17 protein-coding genes and 3 pseudogenes are annotated in these 21,216 nt (G+C 59.3%); 8 read left to right on the top strand and 12 right to left on the bottom strand.

What is annotated here, in order from left to right:
* Nucleotides 1-16: 16 nt before the first annotated feature.
* Nucleotides 17-1,039: pseudogene (locus ACL2XQ_RS11010) on the top strand (aminotransferase class III-fold pyridoxal phosphate-dependent enzyme); the annotation flags it as partial.
* Nucleotides 1,040-1,059: 20 nt separating this feature from the next.
* Here ACL2XQ_RS11010 and ACL2XQ_RS11005 read toward each other — a convergent pair.
* The 8 genes from ACL2XQ_RS11005 to ACL2XQ_RS10970 are packed head-to-tail and all read right to left on the bottom strand — an operon-like array spanning nt 1,060 to nt 8,652.
* Nucleotides 1,060-2,901 carry an AMP-binding protein gene (locus tag ACL2XQ_RS11005; RefSeq protein WP_413730191.1) on the bottom strand — a complete coding sequence of 614 codons (1,842 nt, stop codon included), beginning with the start codon at nt 2,899-2,901 and terminating at the stop codon, nt 1,060-1,062.
* Nucleotides 2,888-4,156 (bottom strand): MSMEG_0569 family flavin-dependent oxidoreductase, encoded by a 1,269-nt coding sequence (locus ACL2XQ_RS11000; protein WP_413730190.1) that lies wholly within the window; start codon nt 4,154-4,156, stop codon nt 2,888-2,890. Before ACL2XQ_RS11000 ends, ACL2XQ_RS11005 begins: the two co-directional genes overlap by 14 nt.
* Nucleotides 4,157-4,171: 15 nt before the next feature.
* Complete coding sequence (locus ACL2XQ_RS10995) at nt 4,172-4,471, bottom strand: MSMEG_0570 family nitrogen starvation response protein (protein ID WP_413730188.1); 300 nt, start codon at nt 4,469-4,471, stop codon at nt 4,172-4,174.
* A 22-nt stretch (nt 4,472-4,493) separates the two neighbouring features.
* The gene (locus tag ACL2XQ_RS10990) at nt 4,494-5,453 is read right to left on the bottom strand and encodes a sll0787 family AIR synthase-like protein (RefSeq protein WP_413730186.1); all 960 of its coding nucleotides are present in this window, start codon (nt 5,451-5,453) and stop codon (nt 4,494-4,496) included.
* Nucleotides 5,453-6,016 (bottom strand): MSMEG_0567/Sll0786 family nitrogen starvation N-acetyltransferase, encoded by a 564-nt coding sequence (locus ACL2XQ_RS10985; RefSeq protein ID WP_413730184.1) that lies wholly within the window; start codon nt 6,014-6,016, stop codon nt 5,453-5,455. Before ACL2XQ_RS10985 ends, ACL2XQ_RS10990 begins: the two co-directional genes overlap by 1 nt.
* 13 nt (nt 6,017-6,029) lie before the next feature.
* A complete protein-coding gene (locus tag ACL2XQ_RS10980; RefSeq protein ID WP_413731054.1) occupies nt 6,030-7,124 on the bottom strand; it encodes an MSMEG_0568 family radical SAM protein in 1,095 nt (364 codons plus the stop codon).
* Nucleotides 7,099-8,157, bottom strand: a complete 1,059-nt coding sequence (locus ACL2XQ_RS10975; RefSeq protein ID WP_413730182.1) for a Nit6803 family nitrilase — start codon at nt 8,155-8,157, stop codon at nt 7,099-7,101. Before ACL2XQ_RS10975 ends, ACL2XQ_RS10980 begins: the two co-directional genes overlap by 26 nt.
* A gap of 12 nt (nt 8,158-8,169) precedes the next feature.
* Entirely contained in the window at nt 8,170-8,652 is a 483-nt protein-coding gene (locus ACL2XQ_RS10970) for an MSMEG_0572/Sll0783 family nitrogen starvation response protein (RefSeq protein ID WP_413730181.1), read from the bottom strand.
* 386 nt (nt 8,653-9,038) lie between these two features.
* On the opposite strand from ACL2XQ_RS10970, the gene ACL2XQ_RS10965 reads away from it, so the two are divergent.
* Nucleotides 9,039-10,436, top strand: a complete 1,398-nt coding sequence (locus tag ACL2XQ_RS10965) for a PLP-dependent aminotransferase family protein (protein WP_413730179.1) — start codon at nt 9,039-9,041, stop codon at nt 10,434-10,436.
* Nucleotides 10,437-10,486: 50 nt separating this feature from the next.
* Here the strand turns inward: ACL2XQ_RS10965 and ACL2XQ_RS10960 are convergent, their stop codons facing one another.
* A complete protein-coding gene (locus tag ACL2XQ_RS10960) occupies nt 10,487-11,260 on the bottom strand; it encodes an SDR family oxidoreductase (protein WP_413730178.1) in 774 nt (257 codons plus the stop codon).
* 129 nt (nt 11,261-11,389) lie between these two features.
* Here ACL2XQ_RS10960 and ACL2XQ_RS10955 point away from each other — a divergent pair, with 129 nt between their 5' ends.
* Nucleotides 11,390-12,322, top strand: coding sequence for a LysR family transcriptional regulator (locus ACL2XQ_RS10955; RefSeq protein ID WP_413730177.1), 933 nt, complete (start codon nt 11,390-11,392; stop codon nt 12,320-12,322).
* 12 nt (nt 12,323-12,334) lie between these two features.
* Here the strand turns inward: ACL2XQ_RS10955 and ACL2XQ_RS10950 are convergent.
* The 3 genes and pseudogenes from ACL2XQ_RS10950 to ACL2XQ_RS10940 form a co-directional block, all read right to left on the bottom strand.
* Nucleotides 12,335-12,610: pseudogene (locus tag ACL2XQ_RS10950) on the bottom strand (hypothetical protein); the annotation flags it as partial.
* Between the two features lie 728 nt (nt 12,611-13,338).
* Nucleotides 13,339-14,169, bottom strand: coding sequence for an isocitrate lyase/PEP mutase family protein (locus tag ACL2XQ_RS10945; protein ID WP_413730175.1), 831 nt, complete (start codon nt 14,167-14,169; stop codon nt 13,339-13,341).
* 73 nt (nt 14,170-14,242) lie between these two features.
* Nucleotides 14,243-14,383: pseudogene (locus ACL2XQ_RS10940) on the bottom strand (S24 family peptidase); the annotation flags it as partial.
* A gap of 345 nt (nt 14,384-14,728) precedes the next feature.
* On the opposite strand from ACL2XQ_RS10940, the gene ACL2XQ_RS10935 reads away from it, so the two are divergent.
* The 5 genes from ACL2XQ_RS10935 to ACL2XQ_RS10915 all read left to right on the top strand — a co-directional run bounded on the left by ACL2XQ_RS10935 (nt 14,729) and on the right by ACL2XQ_RS10915 (nt 21,174).
* Nucleotides 14,729-16,738: a DNA topoisomerase III gene (locus ACL2XQ_RS10935; protein ID WP_413730173.1), complete on the top strand. Its 2,010-nt coding sequence runs from the start codon at nt 14,729-14,731 to the stop codon at nt 16,736-16,738.
* A 791-nt stretch (nt 16,739-17,529) separates the two neighbouring features.
* Nucleotides 17,530-18,168 (top strand): DUF2913 family protein, encoded by a 639-nt coding sequence (locus ACL2XQ_RS10930; RefSeq protein ID WP_413730172.1) that lies wholly within the window; start codon nt 17,530-17,532, stop codon nt 18,166-18,168.
* A 538-nt stretch (nt 18,169-18,706) separates the two neighbouring features.
* Nucleotides 18,707-19,171 (top strand): hypothetical protein, encoded by a 465-nt coding sequence (locus tag ACL2XQ_RS10925; protein ID WP_413730171.1) that lies wholly within the window; start codon nt 18,707-18,709, stop codon nt 19,169-19,171.
* Nucleotides 19,172-19,366: 195 nt separating this feature from the next.
* The gene (locus ACL2XQ_RS10920) at nt 19,367-20,086 is read left to right on the top strand and encodes an ABC transporter substrate-binding protein (RefSeq protein ID WP_413730169.1); all 720 of its coding nucleotides are present in this window, start codon (nt 19,367-19,369) and stop codon (nt 20,084-20,086) included.
* 275 nt (nt 20,087-20,361) lie between these two features.
* Nucleotides 20,362-21,174, top strand: coding sequence for a GTPase (locus tag ACL2XQ_RS10915; protein ID WP_413730168.1), 813 nt, complete (start codon nt 20,362-20,364; stop codon nt 21,172-21,174).
* The last annotated feature ends 42 nt before the right edge of the window (nt 21,175-21,216 follow it).

Below are 21,216 nucleotides of genomic sequence, written 5' to 3'. Positions count from 1 at the left end.
TGGGGCGAGCCTGAAGATGACGTTGGTGACAATCATGACTGCCCATTACCAGGATATTCTCAACGATAATTTTTGGCTGCCGTTTACGCCAAATAAAGATTTCCGTAACGATCCCAAATTATTCGCCCGGGCGGAGGGAGATTATTATTATGATCCGGACGGACGGGCGATACTGGACGGGGTGTCGGGTTTATTCGCCTCGGCCTTGGGCCACGGGCGTAAAGAGCTTGCCGAGGCGGTTCACCGGCAAATGCTGACCCTGGATTTTACCGCCAGCTTTTATCGCGGCCATCCGGGAGCCTTCGCCGCCGCCAAGGCCTTATCGGCGCTGCTGCCCCCCGGCCTTGACAGGATTTTTTTTGTCGGTTCCGGCTCGGAAGCGGTAGATACCGCGCTGAAAATCGCCCTGGCGTATCACCGCGCCAAGGGCCGGGGTAGCCGGAATATCTTCGTGTCGCGGGAACGCGCTTATCACGGCGTCAATTTCGGCGGCGTCGCCCTGTCGGGGCTGCCCAACAACCGGCGGAATTTCGACGGCGTCGGGCCGCGGGTAGTGCATATGCGCCATACCTGGCTGGCGGAGAACCGCTACAGTCGCGGGCAACCCGGGCACGGCGACTTCCTGGCGGACGATCTTTTACGCCTGATTACGCTACACGGGGCGGAAAATATTGCCGCCTGCGTGGTGGAACCCATCGCCGGATCCACCGGCGTGCTGGTGCCGCCGGTGGGTTATCTGGAACGGCTGCGCCAGATCTGCGACCGGCATGACATTCTGCTGATCATGGACGAGGTGATCTGCGGCTTCGGCCGGACCGGCCGGGCATTCGCCAGCCAGTCCTTTAATATCCGGCCGGATATCATCACCCTGGCCAAAGCCCTCACCAACGGTGCGTTGCCTATGGGCGCCGTGGCGGTGAGCCGGGATATTCATGACGGCATTATCAATGCTGCCGGCGAGGGGGAGATCGAGTTTTTCCACGGTTATACCTGGAGCGCGCATCCGGTAGCCTGCGCCGCGGCGTTGGCCACGCTGGCGCTTTACCAGGAGTTAGAAGGTTACGGGCGCCGCAGAAAGCGCCGGATGATTTTTCCGGAGAAGGTTTTGGGCAGGCACTCGAGGAATATCACGTTCCGGGGCCGGCCATGGCGGCCGCAGCGGGCCACGATAACCGCCGCCAGCGACCGGCGCATGTCGGCATGCCGCGCTACCGGCACCTCCGGCGCCGTGACGACGAACAGCTGCACCATCTGGCCCAGTAGCGGATGCGCTAGACCCACCGCCGCCGCTTCGGCGATGCCGGGCACCGTCAGCGCCGCGTGCTCTACTTCCGCCGTGGACAGCCGCTTGCCGCCGATATTCATGGTGTCGTCCATGCGTCCCTGAATGGTTATGGCGCCGTGTTCATCACGGCGGGCGCGATCCTGCGTCAGATAGCGCCAGCCCTCGCCGTCATGCTGCCAATAGCGCGCCACGAACTCATCGTCATGGCCCCACAGGGTTTGCATGCCCCCTGGTCCCAGATGGTCATGCAGCACCAGCATGCCCGTTGCCGCCGGGCGGCCGGTTTGCTCATCCACAATGCTTACCCGGCGATCCATCACCGGACGCAGGGCGCCTCTCTGCCCGGCCAGGATCGGCCAGCCGCTTTCGGTTTGCCAGTAGTGATCGTACACCGGCACGCCGGCGCCCTGCTCCAGCCATTGACGGGTTTTGGCGTCCAGCGGCTCGCCGGCCAGATAGACGGCGCGCAGGGAGGGCAGCGACGGGTCAAGGGTTTCACTTTGCATGCGGGCCAGACGCATGGCGCCGGGTACGGTAAGCAGACGCGTGACGCCGTGGCGGGCAATCAGTTGCCACCAGCGCCGCCCCGGGGTATTCATGCCGCCGCCGGTGACCACCAGGGTGGTGAAACCGGCCAGCAGGGGCGCCCAGACCAGATAGCTGTGTCCGGTCACCCAGCCGATATCGGCGGTGGTGAAAAAAACTTCATTCTCGCCGGTATTGAAAATATGCGGCAGCGAGGCGCACAGCGCCACGGCGTAGCCGCCGGTATCCCGCACGACGCCTTTGGGCGTGCCGGTGGTGCCGGAGGTGAACAGCAGCTGTGACGGCGCCTCGGCGGGCAGCCAGCGACAAGGTATCGGCTCATTGTGATAAGCCGCCCGCAGCCGCCGGTAACTGAGTTCACCGTCACCGGGGTATTCACCCGCCGCCCTATCGTCGGTGCCGTCAGGATTGCGCATGGCTTCCGATCCGCTGTCGCCGACAATGATCCGGTTAACGGCGGGCGGCGCAAGTCCCTCTTCCCGCAATGCGCGGTTGATTTTATCCTCCAGGATCAGCAAACGGGGCCGGCTCAGGTGAATGCGCTCCGCCAGCGCCGCCGCGCTCAGCTGCGCCGAGACCACCACATGGATAGCCCCCAGCCGGGCGCAGGCCAGCATGGCGAACAGGGCCGGCGGCATGACCGGCAGGCAGAGCAGCACGCGATCTCCCGCCGCCACCCCCTGCCGTTGCAGGATCCAGGCCATGGCCACCACTTCCCGGTGCAGTTCGGCATAGCTGAATCGCTGCTCCGCGCCCTGCCGGTCGCAGCACACGAGCGCCGTTTGGCCGCCGCGCAGGGGCAAATGCCGATCCACGGCGTTATAACACAGGTTGGTGGCGCCGCCCGCAAACCAGCGGCAGTGCGGCCCACCGTGCTCTAAAGCCATCACCTGGCGAAACGGCCGCTGCCAGTGGATGCGCTGCGCTTCACGCCGCCAGAAAGCCTCATCCAGCGGGGAAGAGGCCGGTGAATCCAGCGCTAAATCTGACGGGGAAGGCACTGGCAAATCCGCTGGGATGACGGCCGACCAATCCAGCAGTGAACTGTCAGTCCGGTTAGCGAACGGCATAACGGACCTCCTGCGGCGCCGGCGCCGTCAGGCGGGCGGCGATGTGTTCCGCCAGGTATTCCGCATCTTCCCCCACTCCCTCGAACCGTCCCGAGCCCCAGGTCCACAGCCAGGGCAGACCGAGGAAATGGAGTCCTTCTTCCACTGACACGCCGCGCCGATGGCGGGGGTATCCCTTGTCATCAAACGCCGGCAGGTCAATCCAGCTAAAATCGGTATGGAATCCCACCGCCCAGATAATGGCCGCGAGATTGCCCAAAGGGATAGCGCCCCGGCCCGGCGGCGGGAACCACATCGGCTGATAGGGCGGCTCCGTGGGGGCGTCGATGCCCCGGGCGGCAATCCACTCATCGATATTCTCCCTGATGCGCCGGGCGGTATCATCGGCATTATCAAGATTGGCCGCCAGATCGTCTGCGGTGACCAGCCCCCCCCGCGCCTCATCAATGTCCAGCAACCGCCCGTGCAGTTGCATGCCCTGCCCGGCGAACAGCCGCAAATCGATATCCCGGCCACCGTCGCGGCCGGTGACATAATGGTTGGTTTTACGTCGGGCATCTTCCCCCTGGGGATGGTGGTCCACTGTCAGCCGGTAATGCCCCATGTCCTCCAGCCAGGCCACCACGTCGCGGCCGCGGTAAAAACGATTCACCCGCGGCGCGCTGCCGACGCACAGATGTACCCGGCGTCCGGCGAGATGCAGATCTTCGGCGATTTGCGCCCCGGACTGGGCCGACCCCACCACAAGGACCTCGCCCTCGGGCAAGGCGGCGGGGCAACGGTAGTCCGCCGAATGCAGCTGGTGGATCGTCCCCGGTAAACGGGCCGCCAGGGCGGGGAAACGCCGCCGGTGATAGTTGCCCACCGCGGCAACCACGTTATCGGCAGTGAAGGTTCCGCGGCTGGTGTGCAGAACAAAGCCCCCGCCGCCGTGGCGGCTGACCCGCTCCACGTTGATGCCGGTGAGCAGCGGCGGCCCGAAACGCTCGGCATAGCGCTCCAGGTAATTGATGATCTGGTCATTGACCATAAAACCGTCCGGGTCATCGCCGTCATAGGGAAAACCGGGCAATTTGCACTGCCAGTTAGGGGTCACCAGACAAAAACTGTCCCAGCGCTGCGCCCGCCAGGCCCAGCCGAGCTGATGGCGCTCAAATATCACATGCCCGATGCCCCGCTGAGTCAGGCAGTAGCTCATAGACAGTCCCGCCTGCCCGCCGCCGATGATAATCACCGGATAATGTGTTTGTTCCATGGTACCGTTCCTGAATTAATGATTAACGGGCAGCGCTTCGATTTTCTCGACGCGCACCGGGCGGGCATCGGGCAAAAAACCCCCGGCCTTGAGTTCGATGGCGCCGGACTGATCCATGGCGCTTGAACAGGCATAACCGAACTTCAGCGCGACCCGGTCGCTGGCTTCCTGCAGCGCCCGGCGCGCCAGTCCGGTAAACTCCTCCACGCTGTACTCTTTGCCCACCTCCAGATGCTGTTCAATCACGGTGGACGGTGAATAACACACGTCCACGGAGCTGTCCGGCCAGCGGACGGTAAAATGCATTGCGGGCATAAGCGCCTCCAGAATAAAAAAGTCAGGGGTTGATGCCGGTAAGCGGCGTTGTGTCGAGATCCCAGAAACAGTGGCGGTGTGAACCATCGCCGACCCAAAGCCTCGGGTCGGCGGTAATGCCGCCGATGGCCGCCGCGCCGATACCGAGCCGATGAAAGTGCGCCAGCACCTCGTCTGCCTGCTGGGAATGGACCGTCAACAGATAGCCGTAGCTGGGAAACATGCACAGCCACTCTTGCCAGCGGATCTCCGCCGGACGGGGTATGGCCGTTAAATCAATGTCCGCGCCGGCCCGGGCGCTTTCCAACAGCATGACCAGGGTGCCGAGCAGGCCGGCCTGGCTGATGTCCTTGGCCGCCTGTACCAGCCCCTGTTCCGCCAGCGTCGGCAACAGCGCCATGGCGTCGCGCAGCGCCGCCGGATCGGCGCGGGTCGCGGCGTCCCAGTTCAGCCAGGGCCCGCGTCGGGCGCCGCGCAAATCTATGGCGGCGATTAAGGTGTGTCCCGGCTTCGCCCCGGAGGCCCGCAGCACCCGTTTCGCTTTGCCCAGCACCGCCACCGCCAGCTGCGGCGATTCGCTGCGTAAATTGGTATGGCCGCCGACGATGGGCACCCGATAGGCCCGGGACGCGGCGGCCATGCCCTGCATCAAACGGCGCGCCTGTTCCGGACCGGCGCTCCACAGGGCATTCACCACCGCCACCGCCGTGCCGCCCATGGCGGCGATGTCGCTCAGATTAACCATCAGTCCGCACCAGCCGGCGAACCAGGGATCGTCCGCCACGAACCGGTTGATAAACCCCTCCATGGCCAGCAGGCTATAGCCCTCTTCCTGCGGAATGGCGGCGCAGTCATCGCCGTTGTCGCAGCCGGCCAGAGGCCAGGCTTCACGCAGTTCTCCGGCAATCCCCTGGATGTCCCGCTTCTGATCGATGCCGCCGTACCGGCGCACCTCCGCCAGCAGCACGTGTAAATCATCCATCAGCCGCCCTCCAGGCTCATCAGCAGCGGCGCCAGCTCCCGCGCCGGCCGCGGCGAAGGCCCGCTCAGCACCATGCCGCTGTTGGGGTCGAAACAGGGCGGATAAAACGCCAGATCCGCCTGCATAACCGCATGATCGATACCCCGCAGCCGTTCGGTGGACAGGGATGACCAGTGCATGCGCCGGAACAGCGGCACGTTTTGCTGCTGCACCCGGGCATAAAACGCCTCGCAGCCCAGGGCACAGGCGCTGGATACCGCCAGGCGGATAAGGGTCGGCCCCAGTTGCCCCTGCCGGCGGAAATGCCGGTCCACCGCCAGCCGCGAACCGTACCAAATATCCCCCTCTTCCCGGTGGATGCGCACCGTGCCGACGATTTGCTCCGGCCAGCCCGCCGTACTGCCGATAGCCACCAGCAGCCGGGCGCGTTCATCGATAGCATCCCGGTCATGCTCTTCAAACAGCCCCTGCTCGTGGCAAAAAACCCGCTGGCGCAGCAGATAGGCCTGCTCGCGCTCCCAGGGCAAGGTCACCCATTTGATGCGGTATTCGGGATAGAACATGCTGTCACTCCCCTCAGGCCGAGGCCCGCTCGTAGCTGGACAACGGCGAACAGGCGCCGCAACGGCCGCAGCCGGCCTTGATATCGGCGGAACGCAGGCCGCCGCCGCGCAGCATGCTGCCCAGGGGCTGCAAAATGGACTCCATGAAATCCGCTGCCGGCGGCGCATGATCCTCAAGCGGCGTACCGCGGATGGGCACGAACGGCACCACAAAGGGATACACGCCGATATCAATCAGCTCCCGCGCCGTAGACAATATCGCCTCACGGGTATCCCCCAGTCCCGCCAGGATATAGGTGCTCACCTGGCCGTGGCCGAACACCCGCACCGCGTCCTGGAACGCCGCCATATATTGCTCCACGGTGACGACGGCTTTGCCCGGCATAATGCGCGCCCGCACCGCCGGGGTTACCGCCTCCAAATGCATGCCCAACGCATCGATGCCCGCCTCCTTCATGCGGGTAAACCACAGCGCATCCCCCGGCGGTTCGCATTGCCCCTGCAACGGCAGATCCACCGCCGCCCGAATGGCCTCGGCGCTTTCGCACAGTACCCGCGCCCCGCGATCGCTGCCGGAGGGGGTGCCGGTGGTCATCACCATATGCCGCACGCCGTCCAGTTCCACCGCGGCCTTGGCCACTTCCGCCAGCTGCTGCGGCGTTTTACGGGCGATGGTCTTGCCCGCCGCCAGGGACTGGCCGATGGCGCAAAACTGGCAGGCCTTGCGCCGGTTTTCATAGCGGATGCAGGTTTGCAAAACGGTGGTGGCCAGCACATCGGCGCCGTGCAGGGTGGCGATATGGGAGTACGGGACACCGTCGGCGGTGCTCAGCCGGTAGAAATTCGGCTGGGAGACAAAGCTGATATCCCGCACCGGAATGGCGTCTTTCAGCAAATGGCTGACGCCGGCCCCGTCATGGGTCACGCTCCAGGGGGACTGGTGCGCCTGCTGGGTATACACCGGCACCATGACCGTCATGCCGTCGATAGTCACCGCCTGGTGATCCGACGGACCGGCGCCGCCCTGGCGATTGACATGGGCCGTCTGGGGATTGACCACCTTCAGGCCGTGGGTTTGCAGTTCAGTAATCAGTCGCTGGTTGCTCAGGCTCATGGCGCCCTCCTGTGAGGTCGGAAGTAAAGGACTCTGGGGCGGTTTGCGAAGACGCGAAGGAAATGTGCTGATGATGAACGGCCTGCTCATAGGACGCTTGCGGATGGCAGTAGTCCGCGGGCCGGTCATTGATCAGCAGGCTTAACAGTTCCGGCCGGGCATAGTGCCCCACGGAATCCATCATGCGTTTACGCTTGGCGATAAGCTTCATATCCAGATCGGCGATAAGAATGCCTTCCCCCTCGGTGATGGGAGGCGCCAGATGCCGTCCTTCCGGCGAGATAATGGCGGTATGGCACCCGCCGCGCAGCCCGCGCTGCAAATCGGCATCCGAGGTAATGGATTCAATCTGATCTTCCCGCAGCCAGCCGGTGGCGTTAATAACAAAACAGCCGGACTCCAGGGCGTGATGGCGGATGGTGACCTCCATCTGATCGGCGAAGATCTGGCCCACCAGCGAGCCGGGAAACTGGCTGCAGTGGATCTCCTCGTGCTGGACCATCAGCGCATAGCGGGCCAGGGGATTGTAGTGTTCCCAGCAGGCCAGGGCCGCGACCCGGCCGACGGCGGTATCCACCGCCTTCAGCCCCGAGGCGTCCCCCTGCCCCCAGATCATGCGTTCGTGATAGGTTGGGGTGATTTTACGCCGCTTCAGCACCAGCTCGCCGTCGGCGTCGAATACCAGCTGGGTGTTGAACAGGCTGCCGTGATCCCGTTCGGTCACCCCCAGCACCACCACCATGCCGTGGCGACGGGCGCTGTCGGCCACCGCGCGGGTAATGGGGCCGGGTACTTCCACCGCCTGCTGGTAAAGCCGCAGGTGCTCGGCGCCGGCGGTCATGGGCGGCGCGATAAAGGAAAAATAGGGATACCAGGGCACCAGGGTTTCGGGAAATACCACAATCTCGGCCCCCTTGCCCGCGGCTTCATCAATGGCATCCAGCACGCGCGACAGCGTTTTTTGCGCCTGGCCGAGGTCAGGCGCAATCTGCACGGCGGCGGCACGGATGATACGGTCCTGTGCCATAACGTCGGCTCCTTACACGGTCCAGGTATCAAGAATCACCGCGTTGTCGCGGATGTGCAGCAGCTTCAGATCCAGCACGTCCAGCGGATTGATGGCGCGGATGCCCTCAATGAGCGAGGGTTCGCCGTGGCCGTACAACGCCTGCAGGGCAAAACGGCAGGCAAAGACCTTGCCGCCTTCGGCCATGAATTTTTGCAGCTGGTTATTGAAGTTCATATGGCCGGGGAAGGCTTCGTCTCCCAGCTTGGGAAAGCCGCGCTGTACGCCGAGGGTCACCCCCGGTCCGTATAACAGAATCGAGGTTTCAAAGCCTTTGCGCTGCAGCCGGGTGGCCTGCAGCATATTCACAAAACCGATGGATCCTTCGAACGCGACGGTATGGAAGGTCACCAGCGCTTTCTGGCCCGGCTCGGCCTTCACGTCTTCAAACACCTTTTCTTCGTAATCCACCAGGAAATCGCCGGATTGATGTGCGGGCATTGTTACCGTTGGCATAATCTTAGTCTCTTCGCAGGTTTACTGGCATCGCCGACAGCCGCGGCGGATGATGTATCGCGCCGGCTAACGGACGCGTCATTATCCATGGAGCAAGGGTTATGCCAGGGGCGGAAAGGGACCATGCAATCATCGGCCAATCAATCGCTCAACTTCTGAGCAAAAAAAATTTTTAACGGCCTGCATTTGAGTTTATTTGGCAATCAACGCGCAGCAATTAACCAATTTGCTGCACAATGACAACGCAGGCGTAACCCATGATTGCACCATGCTAACGCATAACAAACAATCTGATGCAATCATTAAACACAATCATTACATCAATGATTGCATGGGCACGGATGAATCCGCTAGAGTGGAAGTCCGCCACCCAGAGAGAAACAGGAATGAAACGATTCGATCGTTGGACGCACTATATGCATGAACGACCGGAGCGTCCGGCCTATCTGCTGATTGCCGATTTGATCCATGACGCCATTGAAAGCGGTGATTTCCAGCCGCGGGATCGCCTGCCGCCTCTGCGGGATCTGGCGGTAAAACTCTCACTGAATTACACCACGGTGACCCGCGGCTACGCCGAAGCGCGCAAGCGCGGACTCATTGATTCCCGTCCGGGCACCGGCAGTTTTATCCGCGGCAAGGTGCCGTCGATCCCGCCCCGCAACGGCAGCAGCTATGAGATGACCATGAATCTGCCGGTGGAGCCGGATTCGCCGGATCTCGTGGCGCAAATCCGTCAGGGCGCCCTGAATCTGTTTGCCCACAAAGATCTGTTCCCCCTGCTGCGCTATCACGATTTCGGCGGCAACCATGACGACAAAGAGGCGGGATGCCGCTGGCTAGGGCGCCGTTTACCGGCGGTGGCCCCGGAGCGGTTGCTGGTGTGTCCCGGCATTCACAGCGTGCTGGTGGGATTGCTGACCCTGCTGGCGCGCCGGGGCGGAGAAATCTGCGTCGGCAGCCTGGTGTATCCGGGGCTGAAGGCCATCGCCGCCCAGTTGGATATCACCCTGCACGCACTGGAATGCGATGGAGACGGCCCTATGCCGCGCTCGTTTGAAAACGCCTGCCAGACCGGCCAAATCCGCGCCCTGTATCTCAATCCCACCATCAATAATCCCACTACCCTGACCATGCCGCTGCGCCGGCGTGAGAAGCTGGCGGACGTAGCCCTGCGCTACAGCGTGCCGATTATCGAAGACGACGCCTATGCCATGCTGCCCTCGGCGTCCCTGCCCGCCATGGCGGAGCTGGTGCCGGAACTGACCTGGTATATTACCGGCCTGTCGAAATGTTTCGGCGCCGGTTTGCGTATTGCCTGGGTGCACGCCCCCACGGTGCGCCAGGGGCAGCATCTGGCCGGCGCCATGCGGGCGCTGACGGTGATGTCCAGCCCGTTCACCAATGCGCTGGCGGCCCAGTGGATTAACGACGGTACGGCGGAAAGAATGCTGCTGGCGGTGCGGGAAGAAGCGGTGCTGCGCCAGCGGATGGCCGCCCGACTGCTGCGCCATTACAGTCTGCAGGCGGATGCCGAAGGTTTCCATCTCTGGCTGCGGCTGCCGCACCGCCAGGGCTGGAATCCGTCGGATGTGGCGGTGAAACTGCGCCATCAGGGGGTCAGCGCGGTCTCCAGCGCCGCCTTCTGTACCGACAATAATCCCCCCGATGCGCTGCGCCTGTGCCTGGGAGGGCCCAACAGCCGCGAGCAGTGCGAGGGAATGCTGAAAAACGTGGCGGACATGCTGGAATACCCCGCCTGGCTGTCCACGGTGGCGCTGTAGTGGCAGCGGTGCGTGAAGATCACGGTGGCGCTATAACCATTATAGTGAGGTTATTTTGTGGTATAGCCGCCATTCACCAGAATGGTCTGGCCGGTCATCCACCATCCCTCCGTCACCAGAAAACGTATCCAGGGAACGATATCGGCGATATCCGTCAGGCCGGTTTTGCTGAAAGGTGAGAGCGCGGCCGCCGTCTTATGGTAATCCCGCGCCTCGGCGCTTTCAGCCGGATAAAAGAACGGCGTATCCATAGGACCCGGACCGATGGCGGTGACGGAAATCCCCCGCTCGCCCAACTCCTTCGCCGCCGCGCGGGTAAAATGCTCCACCGGCGCCTTGGTGCCGGCGTAAGCGGCATAAAAAGGCGTAAACGCTCCAAGCAGGGAAGTCACCAGGGTACAGATTTTCCCATTGTCATTGAGGTGCTTCCCGGCCTCTTTAAGAAAGAAAAAGGCCGACTTGGCGTTCACCGCGCTCATCTCGTCATACTCCGCTTCCGAGATATCGAACAGGGGCTTTTTCAGCACCTTGCCCACGGTATTGACGGCAATGTCCGGCCTGCCGATGGCCGCCGTCACGTCCGCGAAGAGCTTTTCCACGGCGCCGGCCGTGGTCAGGTCGGCCTGAAAGGCCACAGCCTGCGCTCCGGCGGCCATGATCGCCGCCACGGTGGCCTCCGCGTCATCTTTACTTCCCGCTCTGTTGTAATGTATGGCGATGGCTTTCGCGCCGTGCGCGGCAAAATCACGCGCAATCAGCCCGCCCAGATTTTTCGCGCCGCCGGCAATAATGACGGATTTGCCTTTGATACTGTGCTCTGTCATGACGTCAGTCCTCTTCTCTATGGGTATAACAGCCAAAGATGGTGCCCCCTGAGAATAGCTCCTGCATTTTCTGTATAAAGGCCGCAATTCTGATTATACTGTCCATAAAACACGAACAATGTAATTTTTATGGACAGAATTGACCTCTTTCGCATTTTTATACGGGTGGTGGACTGCGGCAGTTTCACCCGCGCGGCCGACGTAATGAACATGCCCAGATCCACCGTTTCCGCTGCGGTTGCGGAGCTTGAATCACGGGTAGGAACGCGCCTGCTTCACCGCACCACCCGCAGCGTTTCCCTCACCTCCGATGGCCGGGCTTTTTATGAACGCTGCCTGAGAGTGATACCGGACGTGGAAGAAACGGAAAATCTGTTCAGACAAAACGATAGCCAGCCTGTGGGGAAAATCAGATTTGATGTGCCGGGACGCATTGGCAGGCTGATCATCGCGCCTTCACTGCCTGAATTCTTTACCCGCTATCCGCACATGATGCTGGAAATGGGAGCATCTGACCGCAATGTCAGTCTGGCGGAAGAGGGAATAGACTGTGCCTTGCGTGTGGGAAAACTGACCGACTCAAGTCTGGTGGCCCGTAAACTCGGGTTCCTGAAATTCATCAATGCCGCGGCGCCGGCCTATATCGCCCTGCATGGCCAACCCGCTACGCCTTCAAATCTGCCCCGCCATCTGGCCGTCAACTATGCATCGCCAACCACGGGCCGGGTCGAGAGCTGGGAATGGCCGGAAAACGACAGCTACCGGTCCGCTGTCCTGCGCGGCCGGATAACGGTCAATAACGCCGAAGCCTACATTGCCTGCTGCCTGGCCGGTCTGGGAATGATTCAGATACCCCGATATGACGTACAAAAACACCTGGAATCAGGTGACCTGATTGAGGTCATGCCCGCCTACCGCCCCCGCCCACTTCCGGTCCAGCTACTCTATCCACACCGTAAACACCTTTCCCGTCCGCTACAGACTTTTATAGCCTGGGCAGAGCCTCTCCTGAGGGAAAAACTGATGCTGGACGCGCCGGATTCTGATTCAGAGAAATGCTGAATACATGCCATTTCAAGGGTCCCACAGCACGATAAGCCCGCTATCACCCAGGGGTGAAGCGAGCGTATTAAAGGGAAACTGATGGGGTCTATGCAGGTGTGGTTTTCCCGCCTGCCCAAGCTCCTCAACGGCGATCCTGATGATGTCGCGGGTATCATTCGATGGCACCATCAGCCGTCCTGACGTCTGATAAACATATAATTCCTCGCTGACCGCACACGGACTGGTGCGCAGGAATACCGATATGTGCCGGCAGTATGGGCGCTCGCCCCGGAGATTTCTGCGGCACGCTCTGCATAGCCAAAAATCGCCTGGCGCATATCGTCATAACCGGTAATGCACGTACCGAAGGAACGGCTACAGACGATTTGCTACTTGGTGAGCGCAAACTCCACCAGAGCTAAACATGGCTTACCCGCAGTTCCCTTAGGGTCTGTTCCAATATTCGTTGACATTCTTGCGGATGAAGCCTGGCGCGCATTCCGCCAGTTAAAGCATATTCGCGATGCCCATCGCCCCAAGCTTTTTGCTGATCCGCCGGCCCACCTCCTGACTGCCTTCACAGGGACCCGTGCCAGCAGCTTTTGCTGCCGCACCGGATCGGTGAGATCCACAACGCCTTCGGTCTTTACTCATTTTTTTGCGACGTAGTTGGCCAGTTTGGCCAAGGGTTTGGTTTGTGCAACCCCCACCCCGACGATTAACCCGGTCTCTTTTAAAATACGTGCCCGTACGTCCCGGCCAAAATTCTACAACCGCAGGCAATCACATACCCCGGTGAGGTTCAAAAAAGCCTCGTTGATAGAATAGATTTCCAGCACAGGCGCCATCTCTTCAAGAAGAGTCATCACTCGGTTGGACATAACCGCATTTATGTGGAATAGAAAATCGACAAGAAATATCTCGGAGGCTCGATATTCATCCTGTTAGTCAGGGAGTAATTTCGGCAACTTGATTACCGATTAGCTGTCCATATGTTGATGCCCTTGAAGTCGATGTGGGGTATGCGTGCGACCTCAGTCAAGAGACTTCATCAGATTATTGATAGCCGTGAAAGGAATGGCTTCATTTGCAAAGGTGAAAGTGCCCTTATCTTTCACCTCTTGTGCCGCGCGTAATAGGCCGCCGAGCGCTGCTCTAGCGAATGAGCTGCCGACGCTTATCCGTCGCACGCCGACATCGGCAAGCTCAGCCACATTGAAATTGGAGCCGGAAAGTCCCATCACTACATTGACCGGTTTATGGAGGGCTCCGCACAGCGTTTTTATCGATTCTAGGTCAGGCAGACCTGGAGCATAAAGCACATCGGCGCCGGCTTGTTCGAAAGCTTGAAGTCTGAGGATTGTGTCATCCAGATCGTTTATGCCAACGCTAAAGTTTTCAGCTCGAGCCACTAGCATGAAAGGGAACGGCAGAGCTTTAACTGCCTCAACCGCAGCACTGATACGCTCAACCGCATGATTGAACTCGTAGACAGGGCGATCTATTTTTCCTGTTCCGTCCTCGATTGACCCGCCAACCAGACCGGCTTCGCCAGCTATACGAATGGTGTGGGCAACCTCTTCGGCAGAATCTCCGAATCCGTTTTCTAAATCAGCACTTACAGGCAAATCGGTCGCCTCGACAATATTTTTGGCATTCTCTATTATCTGACTGCGCGAAAGTAACCCCTCTGAATCACGTACGCCGAGGCTAAATGCAAAACCAGCACTGGTTGTGGCGAGGGCTTCAAATCCTAGTGACGTCAGCAGTCGTGCGTTACCAGCATCCCAGGCGTTGGGTAGGATCAAAGGTTCACTTCTGGAGTGGAGGGCTTGAAATACCATTGCTTTGGTGAGTAGGCTCATGAAATGTCTCCTTGCCGATGGTTTAACTAGTGAGTTGGTGATTGACGATATAAGCCGATTAATATATAGCGTTACCCGCGTCCACCATGCAATCCCCACTGATCTCAATAAAATACGTCGCGCTGGGATGCCGAATAATCCGATTATTTAAATCGATCCGCTCCTCCACCTGGTCCTGAGCCGGGCTGGGAAATCCGCACTGAACACGCTCAATTAAAAAGTCGCTTCACTGCTGCAAGTCATTCCGTCGTCTTTATAATTTTCACGTTAAGATCTACTAAAAACTGTATATATTTACAGTAATATCTAAACCCTAAAATTATCAAGTCGTTTCGTACCGTTTTTTTTCAGGGAGACTGATACTTCAGAATATTCAATTTGGCCCACAATTGAATAAATCTATCTGGATTCATCCTTGGCATGGGCTTCAAACGCGAGCGGACGTCCAAAGGTCAAAGAAAATATGGTGATTGTCAGATCCCCGTTTATTGCTGCGCCGGTAACTTTTATCGCACAAAGTAGAACGCATCGTGTCACTCACCTGTATACCGGAGTTCAAATGCGAATTTATCTGTGCGAAAAACCGTCACAGGCCAAAGACATCGCACGGGTGTTGGGCGCGAAACAACGCGGGGCCGGTTGCTACAACGGTCCTGGTATCGTCGTGACCTGGTGCATCGGCCATCTGATCGAAGCCGCACCCCCGGAAGTTTATGGTGAACAGTACAAACACTGGACTATCGAACAGCTTCCCATTATTCCCGAGCGGTGGCAGGTCGAGGTCAAACCCAAGACCGCCACGCAATTCAAGGCCGTCAAGGCGTTGTTGGCCAAGGCTACCGAGTTAGTGATCGCAACCGACGCCGACCGCGAGGGTGAGCTGATCGCCCGAGAACTCATAGACCTGTGCAGTTATCGCGGATCAATCCAGCGCCTGTGGCTATCGGCGCTCAACGATGCCTCCATCCGCAAGGCACTCAGTGCGCTGAGACCTTCAGCCGAAACGTTGCCGATGTACCACTCCGCCCTCGCCCGCTCGCGCGCGGACTGGCTGGTCGGCATGAACCTCAGCCGGCTGTTCACCCTGTTGGGTCGTCGGGCCGGCTATGATGGCGTGCTGTCGGTCGGCCGCGTGCAGACACCGGCGCTGAAGCTGGTCGTCGATCGCGATCGCGAAATCGCCCGTTTCGTCTGCGTGCCGTACTGGTCTATCGGCGTTACGCTTTCCGCCGCCGGGCAGTCCTTTACCGCACAGTGGCTGGCTCCCGAGGCATGTTCCGACCAGGCCGGCCGGTGTCTGCAGGAATCCATTGCACAACAGGCCGCACAGCAACTCCGCACTGCCGGCAGCGCTCAGGTGGATGACGTCGAAACTGAACGTGTCCGCGAAGCGCCGCCGCTGCCATTCGACCTGGGCACATTGCAGGAGGTCTGTTCCAGGCAACTGGGCCTGGACGTGCAGGAGACGCTGGACATCGCCCAGGCGCTCTATGAGACGCACAAAGCGACCACCTATCCGCGCTCGGACTCGGGATATCTGCCGGAGAGCATGCGGGCCGACGTGCCCACGGTCCTCGACAGTCTGCTCAAGACCGACCCGTCCCTTCGGCCAGTGATCGACCAGCTCGACCGGACCCAGCGCTCGCGCGCCTGGAACGATGGCAAAGTCACCGCGCACCACGGCATCATTCCCACGCTCGAACCGGCGAACCTGTCGGCTATGAGCGACAAGAAGCGGGCCGTCTATCGGCTGATCCGTGCCCACTACCTGGCGCAGTTCCTGCCGCATCACGAATTCGATCGCACGACGGCGCGTCTCTCATGCGCCGATCAGGCACTGCAAGCGGTCGGCAAGCAGATTGTCGTGCCGGGTTGGCGCCTGGTGCTGGCCGAGCCGCAGCCGGAGGACATCGGCGAAGAAGCGGCGCCCCGCAGCCAAGTGCTGCCCGCGCTGCACCAGGGACTGTCCTGCCACGTGACCGGCGTCGATCTGAAGGCGCTCAAGACACTGCCGCCCCGCCCGTATACGCAGGGCGAATTGGTCAAGGCCATGAAGGGAGTCGCCAAACTGGTGTCCGACCCGCGATTGAAGCAGAAGCTCAAGGACACGGTCGGTATCGGCACCGAAGCGACGCGTGCGAACATCATCAGCGGCCTGCTGGGTCGCGGCTATTTGTTGAAGAAGGGTCGCGCCATCCGTGCATCGGATGCCGCCTTCACCCTGATCGACACGGTACCCGCCGCGATCGCCGACCCCGGCACCACCGCTGTGTGGGAGCAGGCATTGGACATGATTGAAGCCGGCCAATTCACGCTCGATGTCTTCCTCGAAAAGCAGTCCACGTGGATCTCGCAATTGATCTCGCAGTACCGCAACACTACCTTGTCGATCAAGCTCCCTCAAGGGCCTGCCTGCCCGCAGTGCGGCGCCGCCACGCGCCAGCGCACCGGCAAGAGCGGGCCGTTCTGGTCCTGCAGCCGTTACCCCGACTGCCAGGGCACCATCGCCGTCGATGGCCAGCGCCCCGCCGCCGCACGAAAGCGGCGGCGCACGGCCAAGACGTCCTGACTACGCCAGATGACCGCCACGCCCGCGATGTCCCGCGGCTTGCCCCGCATCCCACGGGGCATACCAAGCATGTCCCCGCCTTCTGCAATGGCATGTCCCTTCCGGCGCCTCATGCCGCCGGGTGGATGAAGGTTTGTTTCAGTCCTGCCGCACGCACGCGGCTTGTTGATCTGCGTATTCCACGTCTGAACCGAAGGGTCTCCTGGTCGCTTGCACGCGAGAGACCAAGAGACCCTTCGGGGACGATGGTGTTCATTGCCGGTGCCCGCCGGTGAAAAAATGGGCTCCTTTTGTGCGCGGATGTGCGCCGAACGATACCGACCCCAACCACGAAACGGGTCGGGTGCGAACGCTGACGCAGCGCCAGGCTCTACCGACGGCCCAGCGCCTGCCACAGCCCACGGGTGGTGTCTTGTTCTTCCGCTGGGGGCTCTAGCCCCCAGCATCCTGTTCCGATTATCTCTTACTTTTCACGTCGCCGCACAAGGTTCGCGGTTCTATGGCCAATTATTTTCCAACCAAATCTTCAGTTAAATGCCATCTGCGACCTACAAGCAGCATCAAAATAAAGGACTGTGTGATTATTTTTGGACTGTTCTGGCGACAAGGCAGGATGTTTCATCGCCCCTTAAGTGTGACATTTAATCTCTTTCATGAGATTTTCTATATACTGTTAAATATCCTCCCGAGAGGAGAATGCCCAGATTGGTGGTTTATACCTGCCTTGAGTCTCCGTACAATACCGGCTTCAGATAAAAACATCTCATGCTGAGTTAATGTAAGGAAAAAGTATGTCGTCACAACAAAATCAGGATCTAACAGAAGAGATTGCTGGTTTTTTAGCTCATTTTTCATTTTGTGCCCTGGTGGCGCTGAATTTAGCACGGCAGGATGGGCGCGCGGGCAATGCAGTCTCCGACCATATGTTTTTGATGCGCTGGCTTGAAGGCGCACAGCGGCAAAAACGTTTCCCCAGAGAAGTCGCCGCCGAAATATTGTTGCTGCAAAATTTAGGGAAAAAGAACGGACCACAGTCTCATCTGGCTAACAAATTGCAATATCTATGGGAGGCATGTTCGGGTTTTGGTCCGGCTCTCAGCGATGTAGCCCGTCTGAATGCTGCCATCGCACAATTAAAAAAAACCGGCTGGCACAATGAATTACTCAGCCAAGCGGAATGGCACCAGGGTATTCCCACGGATATTCTTCATTCAGGCATTAATGCCATCCTGGCCGAACGCCTAGCGATTGAATCAGCGTTCAATAAAAATGGTGTTCTTAAATCATCACTGGAGTTTTTGATTTTCGGCGATAACTCCGCTGCCATCAATGCGTTCATCGGTGTTTCATTGATCTTGAGTCCTACGTCAGACCCACAAAAGTTTCAACTACTGCCAGTATCGGCAATTAAAGCTAATGGTATTAAGTGAGTATCCACCATGACCTGTTGGGGGTAACAAACCAGACGGTCTTCAGGCTCTTTTTCTTTTGCTTTCCCGAACCACCCAGCCTCGCGGGAGGGTTAATCAAAATCAAACCATGCGTTGTACTTGCACACCTCGCACCAGACATGCCCAATCTGTGGATATAACCGAGTTCACCGAACAGGTACAGCGCACAAACGATTCTGTTCATGTGAAATTTCCACGGTTCTACCACGCAAGGCAACCCATGGAATAGGTGCATGCTGAATCCGGAACCACCAGTTTCCCTTTTCACCACGACAGCTACGGCCGAAAGACCGAAGCTGAGTCGCATAGTCGCTGACATTGTCGGCAGATTGCCCGCAGCCAGGGTCTTCAGGTTGCGCTTGGGGGAATCCCAAATGACCTGCCAGTCCGCCCCAGCATCATTCTGCGGACGCGCGCTCCCAAAGCGCCGATGCTTCTTATCTTCTCAACGTCCGCGAGGGGCATACGTCCCTCCGGGATGGTATGTCCCTCCGTCTTCTCTACAGGAGCAACATACATGTCCCGAAATCCATCCTTTGCCATCGTCCTCGAAGGCGGCCTAGTCCAATCCATTATCGTCAAGGACTGGCCGTCTCACATGCCGCTGCCGCAGATCGCGGTGGTTAACTTTGACACCGAAGGCGCCACCGACGACGAGATCACGCATTTCTCAATCGGTGACAAGCCCGCCGAAGCCGTCTGTCACTGCCCGGTGCCGGAGGTTTACGAATGCTTCGCCATCACGTTGTCCCCCCGAAAGGTGCTCACTGCGTTAGGGGAGACCTTCGATAACGAAGACATCGAATCGCCGCTGGCTGTTGCCCTTGGCGTTCGACAAAGAATTCTCGACCTTGATGCACATCTCAACCAATTGGAGAAACCGCCTACTGGGGACGAGTACAACGAATTATTCGTCCTCGCAAACGACGGTTTGATCGATGTGCTTAAAGCACTGGGCGATCCAGCTGACTTCGGTGCATAGCCGGGTTCTCTTCCACCTGTCCGATGCCATCTGGCGTCTGATTTTCTCATACAGATACCATGTTCGCATGGGCTGGCTTCGCCTTGCGCACCTGAAGCCACACCCTTGCAAACAACAACTTTCACTCACCCAACGGCAGGGGGATCCAATCCCTAACAGGGAATTGCCCCGGCCATACTCTGCTGGAGAAATCCCATGTCACAAATCGTCAACCCCTTCAACCGCGGCTATCAGCGCCCGCGTATTGAACGAACACTGCTCATTACTTACGCAGATGACTGCCCACCGGTCTGGCGCCCGTTGCATCTCAGCCAGGCACATCTTCGCGATGACCAAGTCGCACTGTTCCCCTGCCTGTTCGGCAAGGATTTCGCACTCATCACCGAAGGCCAGGACGTGCGCGAAGAGCTGGAGGCCCAGTGCCAAATCGAAGGTATTGTCAGAACGGCGGTCTACGCCGTCACCGCGGATAATATCGGTGGTCAACAAGTGCATGTAGGCGACACTTACTCGGAGGAAAACGCCCGTGAAGTGGTGCGGCACCTGCGGTTTGAGACGGGAGTCTACAGCCGCTGTTGGGAAATCAGTTCCGCTCACCTCACCGAAGAAGCTGACCGTTACCTGACCGAGCTGGCTGACTACGGCACACCGAGCAACTTCATGTTCGTTGCTTTTCGCATTCCGTACAGCCCTGTGATCGGTGTCAAACTGATTGCCACACCCTGGACGAATGAAAACCTGCAGAAGGTCGACGGCATAACCGCCGAGTGGTTGCGGCTAAAGCAGCGGAAGAAAGGCGTACCGGAATGCCTCATCGAGGTACTCCACCTGGCCGCCATGGCCGACGTTCGCATGCTGGTGTTTGATGCCGACGCCCCGCTACTGGACGGTCTGACGCTGTATGAAGATGAGTGATCCATGATCCCCAAACGGGGCTCTTTCTTTTCAGGAATCCGGTGTCACTGCCGTTCCATTTTTCCGATGACCGCAGCCAGAGTATGACGAATCCTCATCTTATGTCCGCTGGCGTTGCCGGCAGCATGCCCAGGTAGTCCCGGTCTTCAAGACTACGACGCGATTTGTCGCGCCGACCTTAATCCTCTTCGACGCATTTCGCGTCTTGTTACTCACCCCTCAAGGGCATCCTCCCTTGCAGGACGGGTGCCCCTTGGTTTCCACAAGGAGTCCCTATGGATCATTCAACCATTCGCGCACAGATGCCGACGCTGGTTGACGGTCATATACCATCCAATGTCCGCAGCTTCAGATTCAACATCTTCGACGGCCAGCCCAAGGTGTCGACACTGGGTTTTTACATCGACCCCAAGCCGTTCGAAGGCAAGGTCATTGCCAGGACCGACGAGGCTATCGTCATCAAGACGGGCCGGGCCGAATTCGCGGTGCTCGACCGGGCGCTCGTCACCGAGGTGCCAGCCCAGGGCGTTAAGGTACGGGTCGAACCCTATGCCAGGCGCCGCTTCGATGGCCTGCGGGCAGACACGCCCGAAGAACGCACCGAGTTCGCGGCGAACGGCCAGCCTTACACCATGAAGACGTTCATGCTTGGGTCCGCACCCGCGAAGTTGCCAGTCCCCGAGCCGCGTTGTCCGGAGTTACAGGCTCTCATTCAGCAACTGGAAGAGTTGCCGGCACCCGATCATTATCGTCGCATTACGCACCTGCTGGTCGATGCCGGTGCCCGGGACTTCGCCTGGGTCGATCCGTTGCCTAAAGATATCATCGCAACACCGCCGGCCATCAGTTTTACCGTTTCCACGGCGAAGTTTGAGGGCCGTATCACCGTGCTATACGAGCGTACAGATGACCTCTACGCGCTTGAATTGCGTCGCGGTGAAAAACTGGTCGAGCGGGTAGATGAAATTTACTTCGACCTGCTAGGAGAAACGCTGGAACGGCTGATCGATGACGGTACCTGGAAGCATATCAAAGTAGAAGTTATTTCTGGCAATCGCAAGTCAACTCGTATTGTCCCCCACAGTTGACGTTTACTCGTCATAAAGCCCCCAACAGCAGGGGGCTTTTTT

It is taken from the genome of Sodalis sp. RH14 (genome assembly GCF_047324285.1).
Taxonomy (GTDB): domain Bacteria; phylum Pseudomonadota; class Gammaproteobacteria; order Enterobacterales; family Enterobacteriaceae; genus Acerihabitans.
Note: the sequence above shows the minus strand (reverse complement) of the source record. Positions and strands in the feature narration are given on the sequence as shown.

Bases quoted from the DNA above. Each gene is read 5' to 3' on its own strand.
- ACL2XQ_RS11005 (WP_413730191.1), bottom strand. From the start codon at position 2,901: ATGCCGTTCGCTAACCGGACTGACAGTTCACTGCTGGATTGGTCGGCC.
- ACL2XQ_RS11000 (WP_413730190.1), bottom strand. From the start codon at position 4,156: ATGGAACAAACACATTATCCGGTGATTATCATCGGCGGCGGGCAGGCG.
- ACL2XQ_RS10995 (WP_413730188.1), bottom strand. From the start codon at position 4,471: ATGCCCGCAATGCATTTTACCGTCCGCTGGCCGGACAGCTCCGTGGAC.
- ACL2XQ_RS10990 (WP_413730186.1), bottom strand. From the start codon at position 5,453: ATGGATGATTTACACGTGCTGCTGGCGGAGGTGCGCCGGTACGGCGGC.
- ACL2XQ_RS10985 (WP_413730184.1), bottom strand. From the start codon at position 6,016: ATGTTCTATCCCGAATACCGCATCAAATGGGTGACCTTGCCCTGGGAG.
- ACL2XQ_RS10975 (WP_413730182.1), bottom strand. From the start codon at position 8,157: ATGGCACAGGACCGTATCATCCGTGCCGCCGCCGTGCAGATTGCGCCT.
- ACL2XQ_RS10970 (WP_413730181.1), bottom strand. From the start codon at position 8,652: ATGCCAACGGTAACAATGCCCGCACATCAATCCGGCGATTTCCTGGTG.
- ACL2XQ_RS10965 (WP_413730179.1), top strand. From the start codon at position 9,039: ATGAAACGATTCGATCGTTGGACGCACTATATGCATGAACGACCGGAG.
- ACL2XQ_RS10960 (WP_413730178.1), bottom strand. From the start codon at position 11,260: ATGACAGAGCACAGTATCAAAGGCAAATCCGTCATTATTGCCGGCGGC.
- ACL2XQ_RS10955 (WP_413730177.1), top strand. From the start codon at position 11,390: ATGGACAGAATTGACCTCTTTCGCATTTTTATACGGGTGGTGGACTGC.
- ACL2XQ_RS10945 (WP_413730175.1), bottom strand. From the start codon at position 14,169: ATGAGCCTACTCACCAAAGCAATGGTATTTCAAGCCCTCCACTCCAGA.
- ACL2XQ_RS10935 (WP_413730173.1), top strand. From the start codon at position 14,729: ATGCGAATTTATCTGTGCGAAAAACCGTCACAGGCCAAAGACATCGCA.
- ACL2XQ_RS10930 (WP_413730172.1), top strand. From the start codon at position 17,530: ATGTCGTCACAACAAAATCAGGATCTAACAGAAGAGATTGCTGGTTTT.
- ACL2XQ_RS10925 (WP_413730171.1), top strand. From the start codon at position 18,707: ATGTCCCGAAATCCATCCTTTGCCATCGTCCTCGAAGGCGGCCTAGTC.
- ACL2XQ_RS10920 (WP_413730169.1), top strand. From the start codon at position 19,367: ATGTCACAAATCGTCAACCCCTTCAACCGCGGCTATCAGCGCCCGCGT.
- ACL2XQ_RS10915 (WP_413730168.1), top strand. From the start codon at position 20,362: ATGGATCATTCAACCATTCGCGCACAGATGCCGACGCTGGTTGACGGT.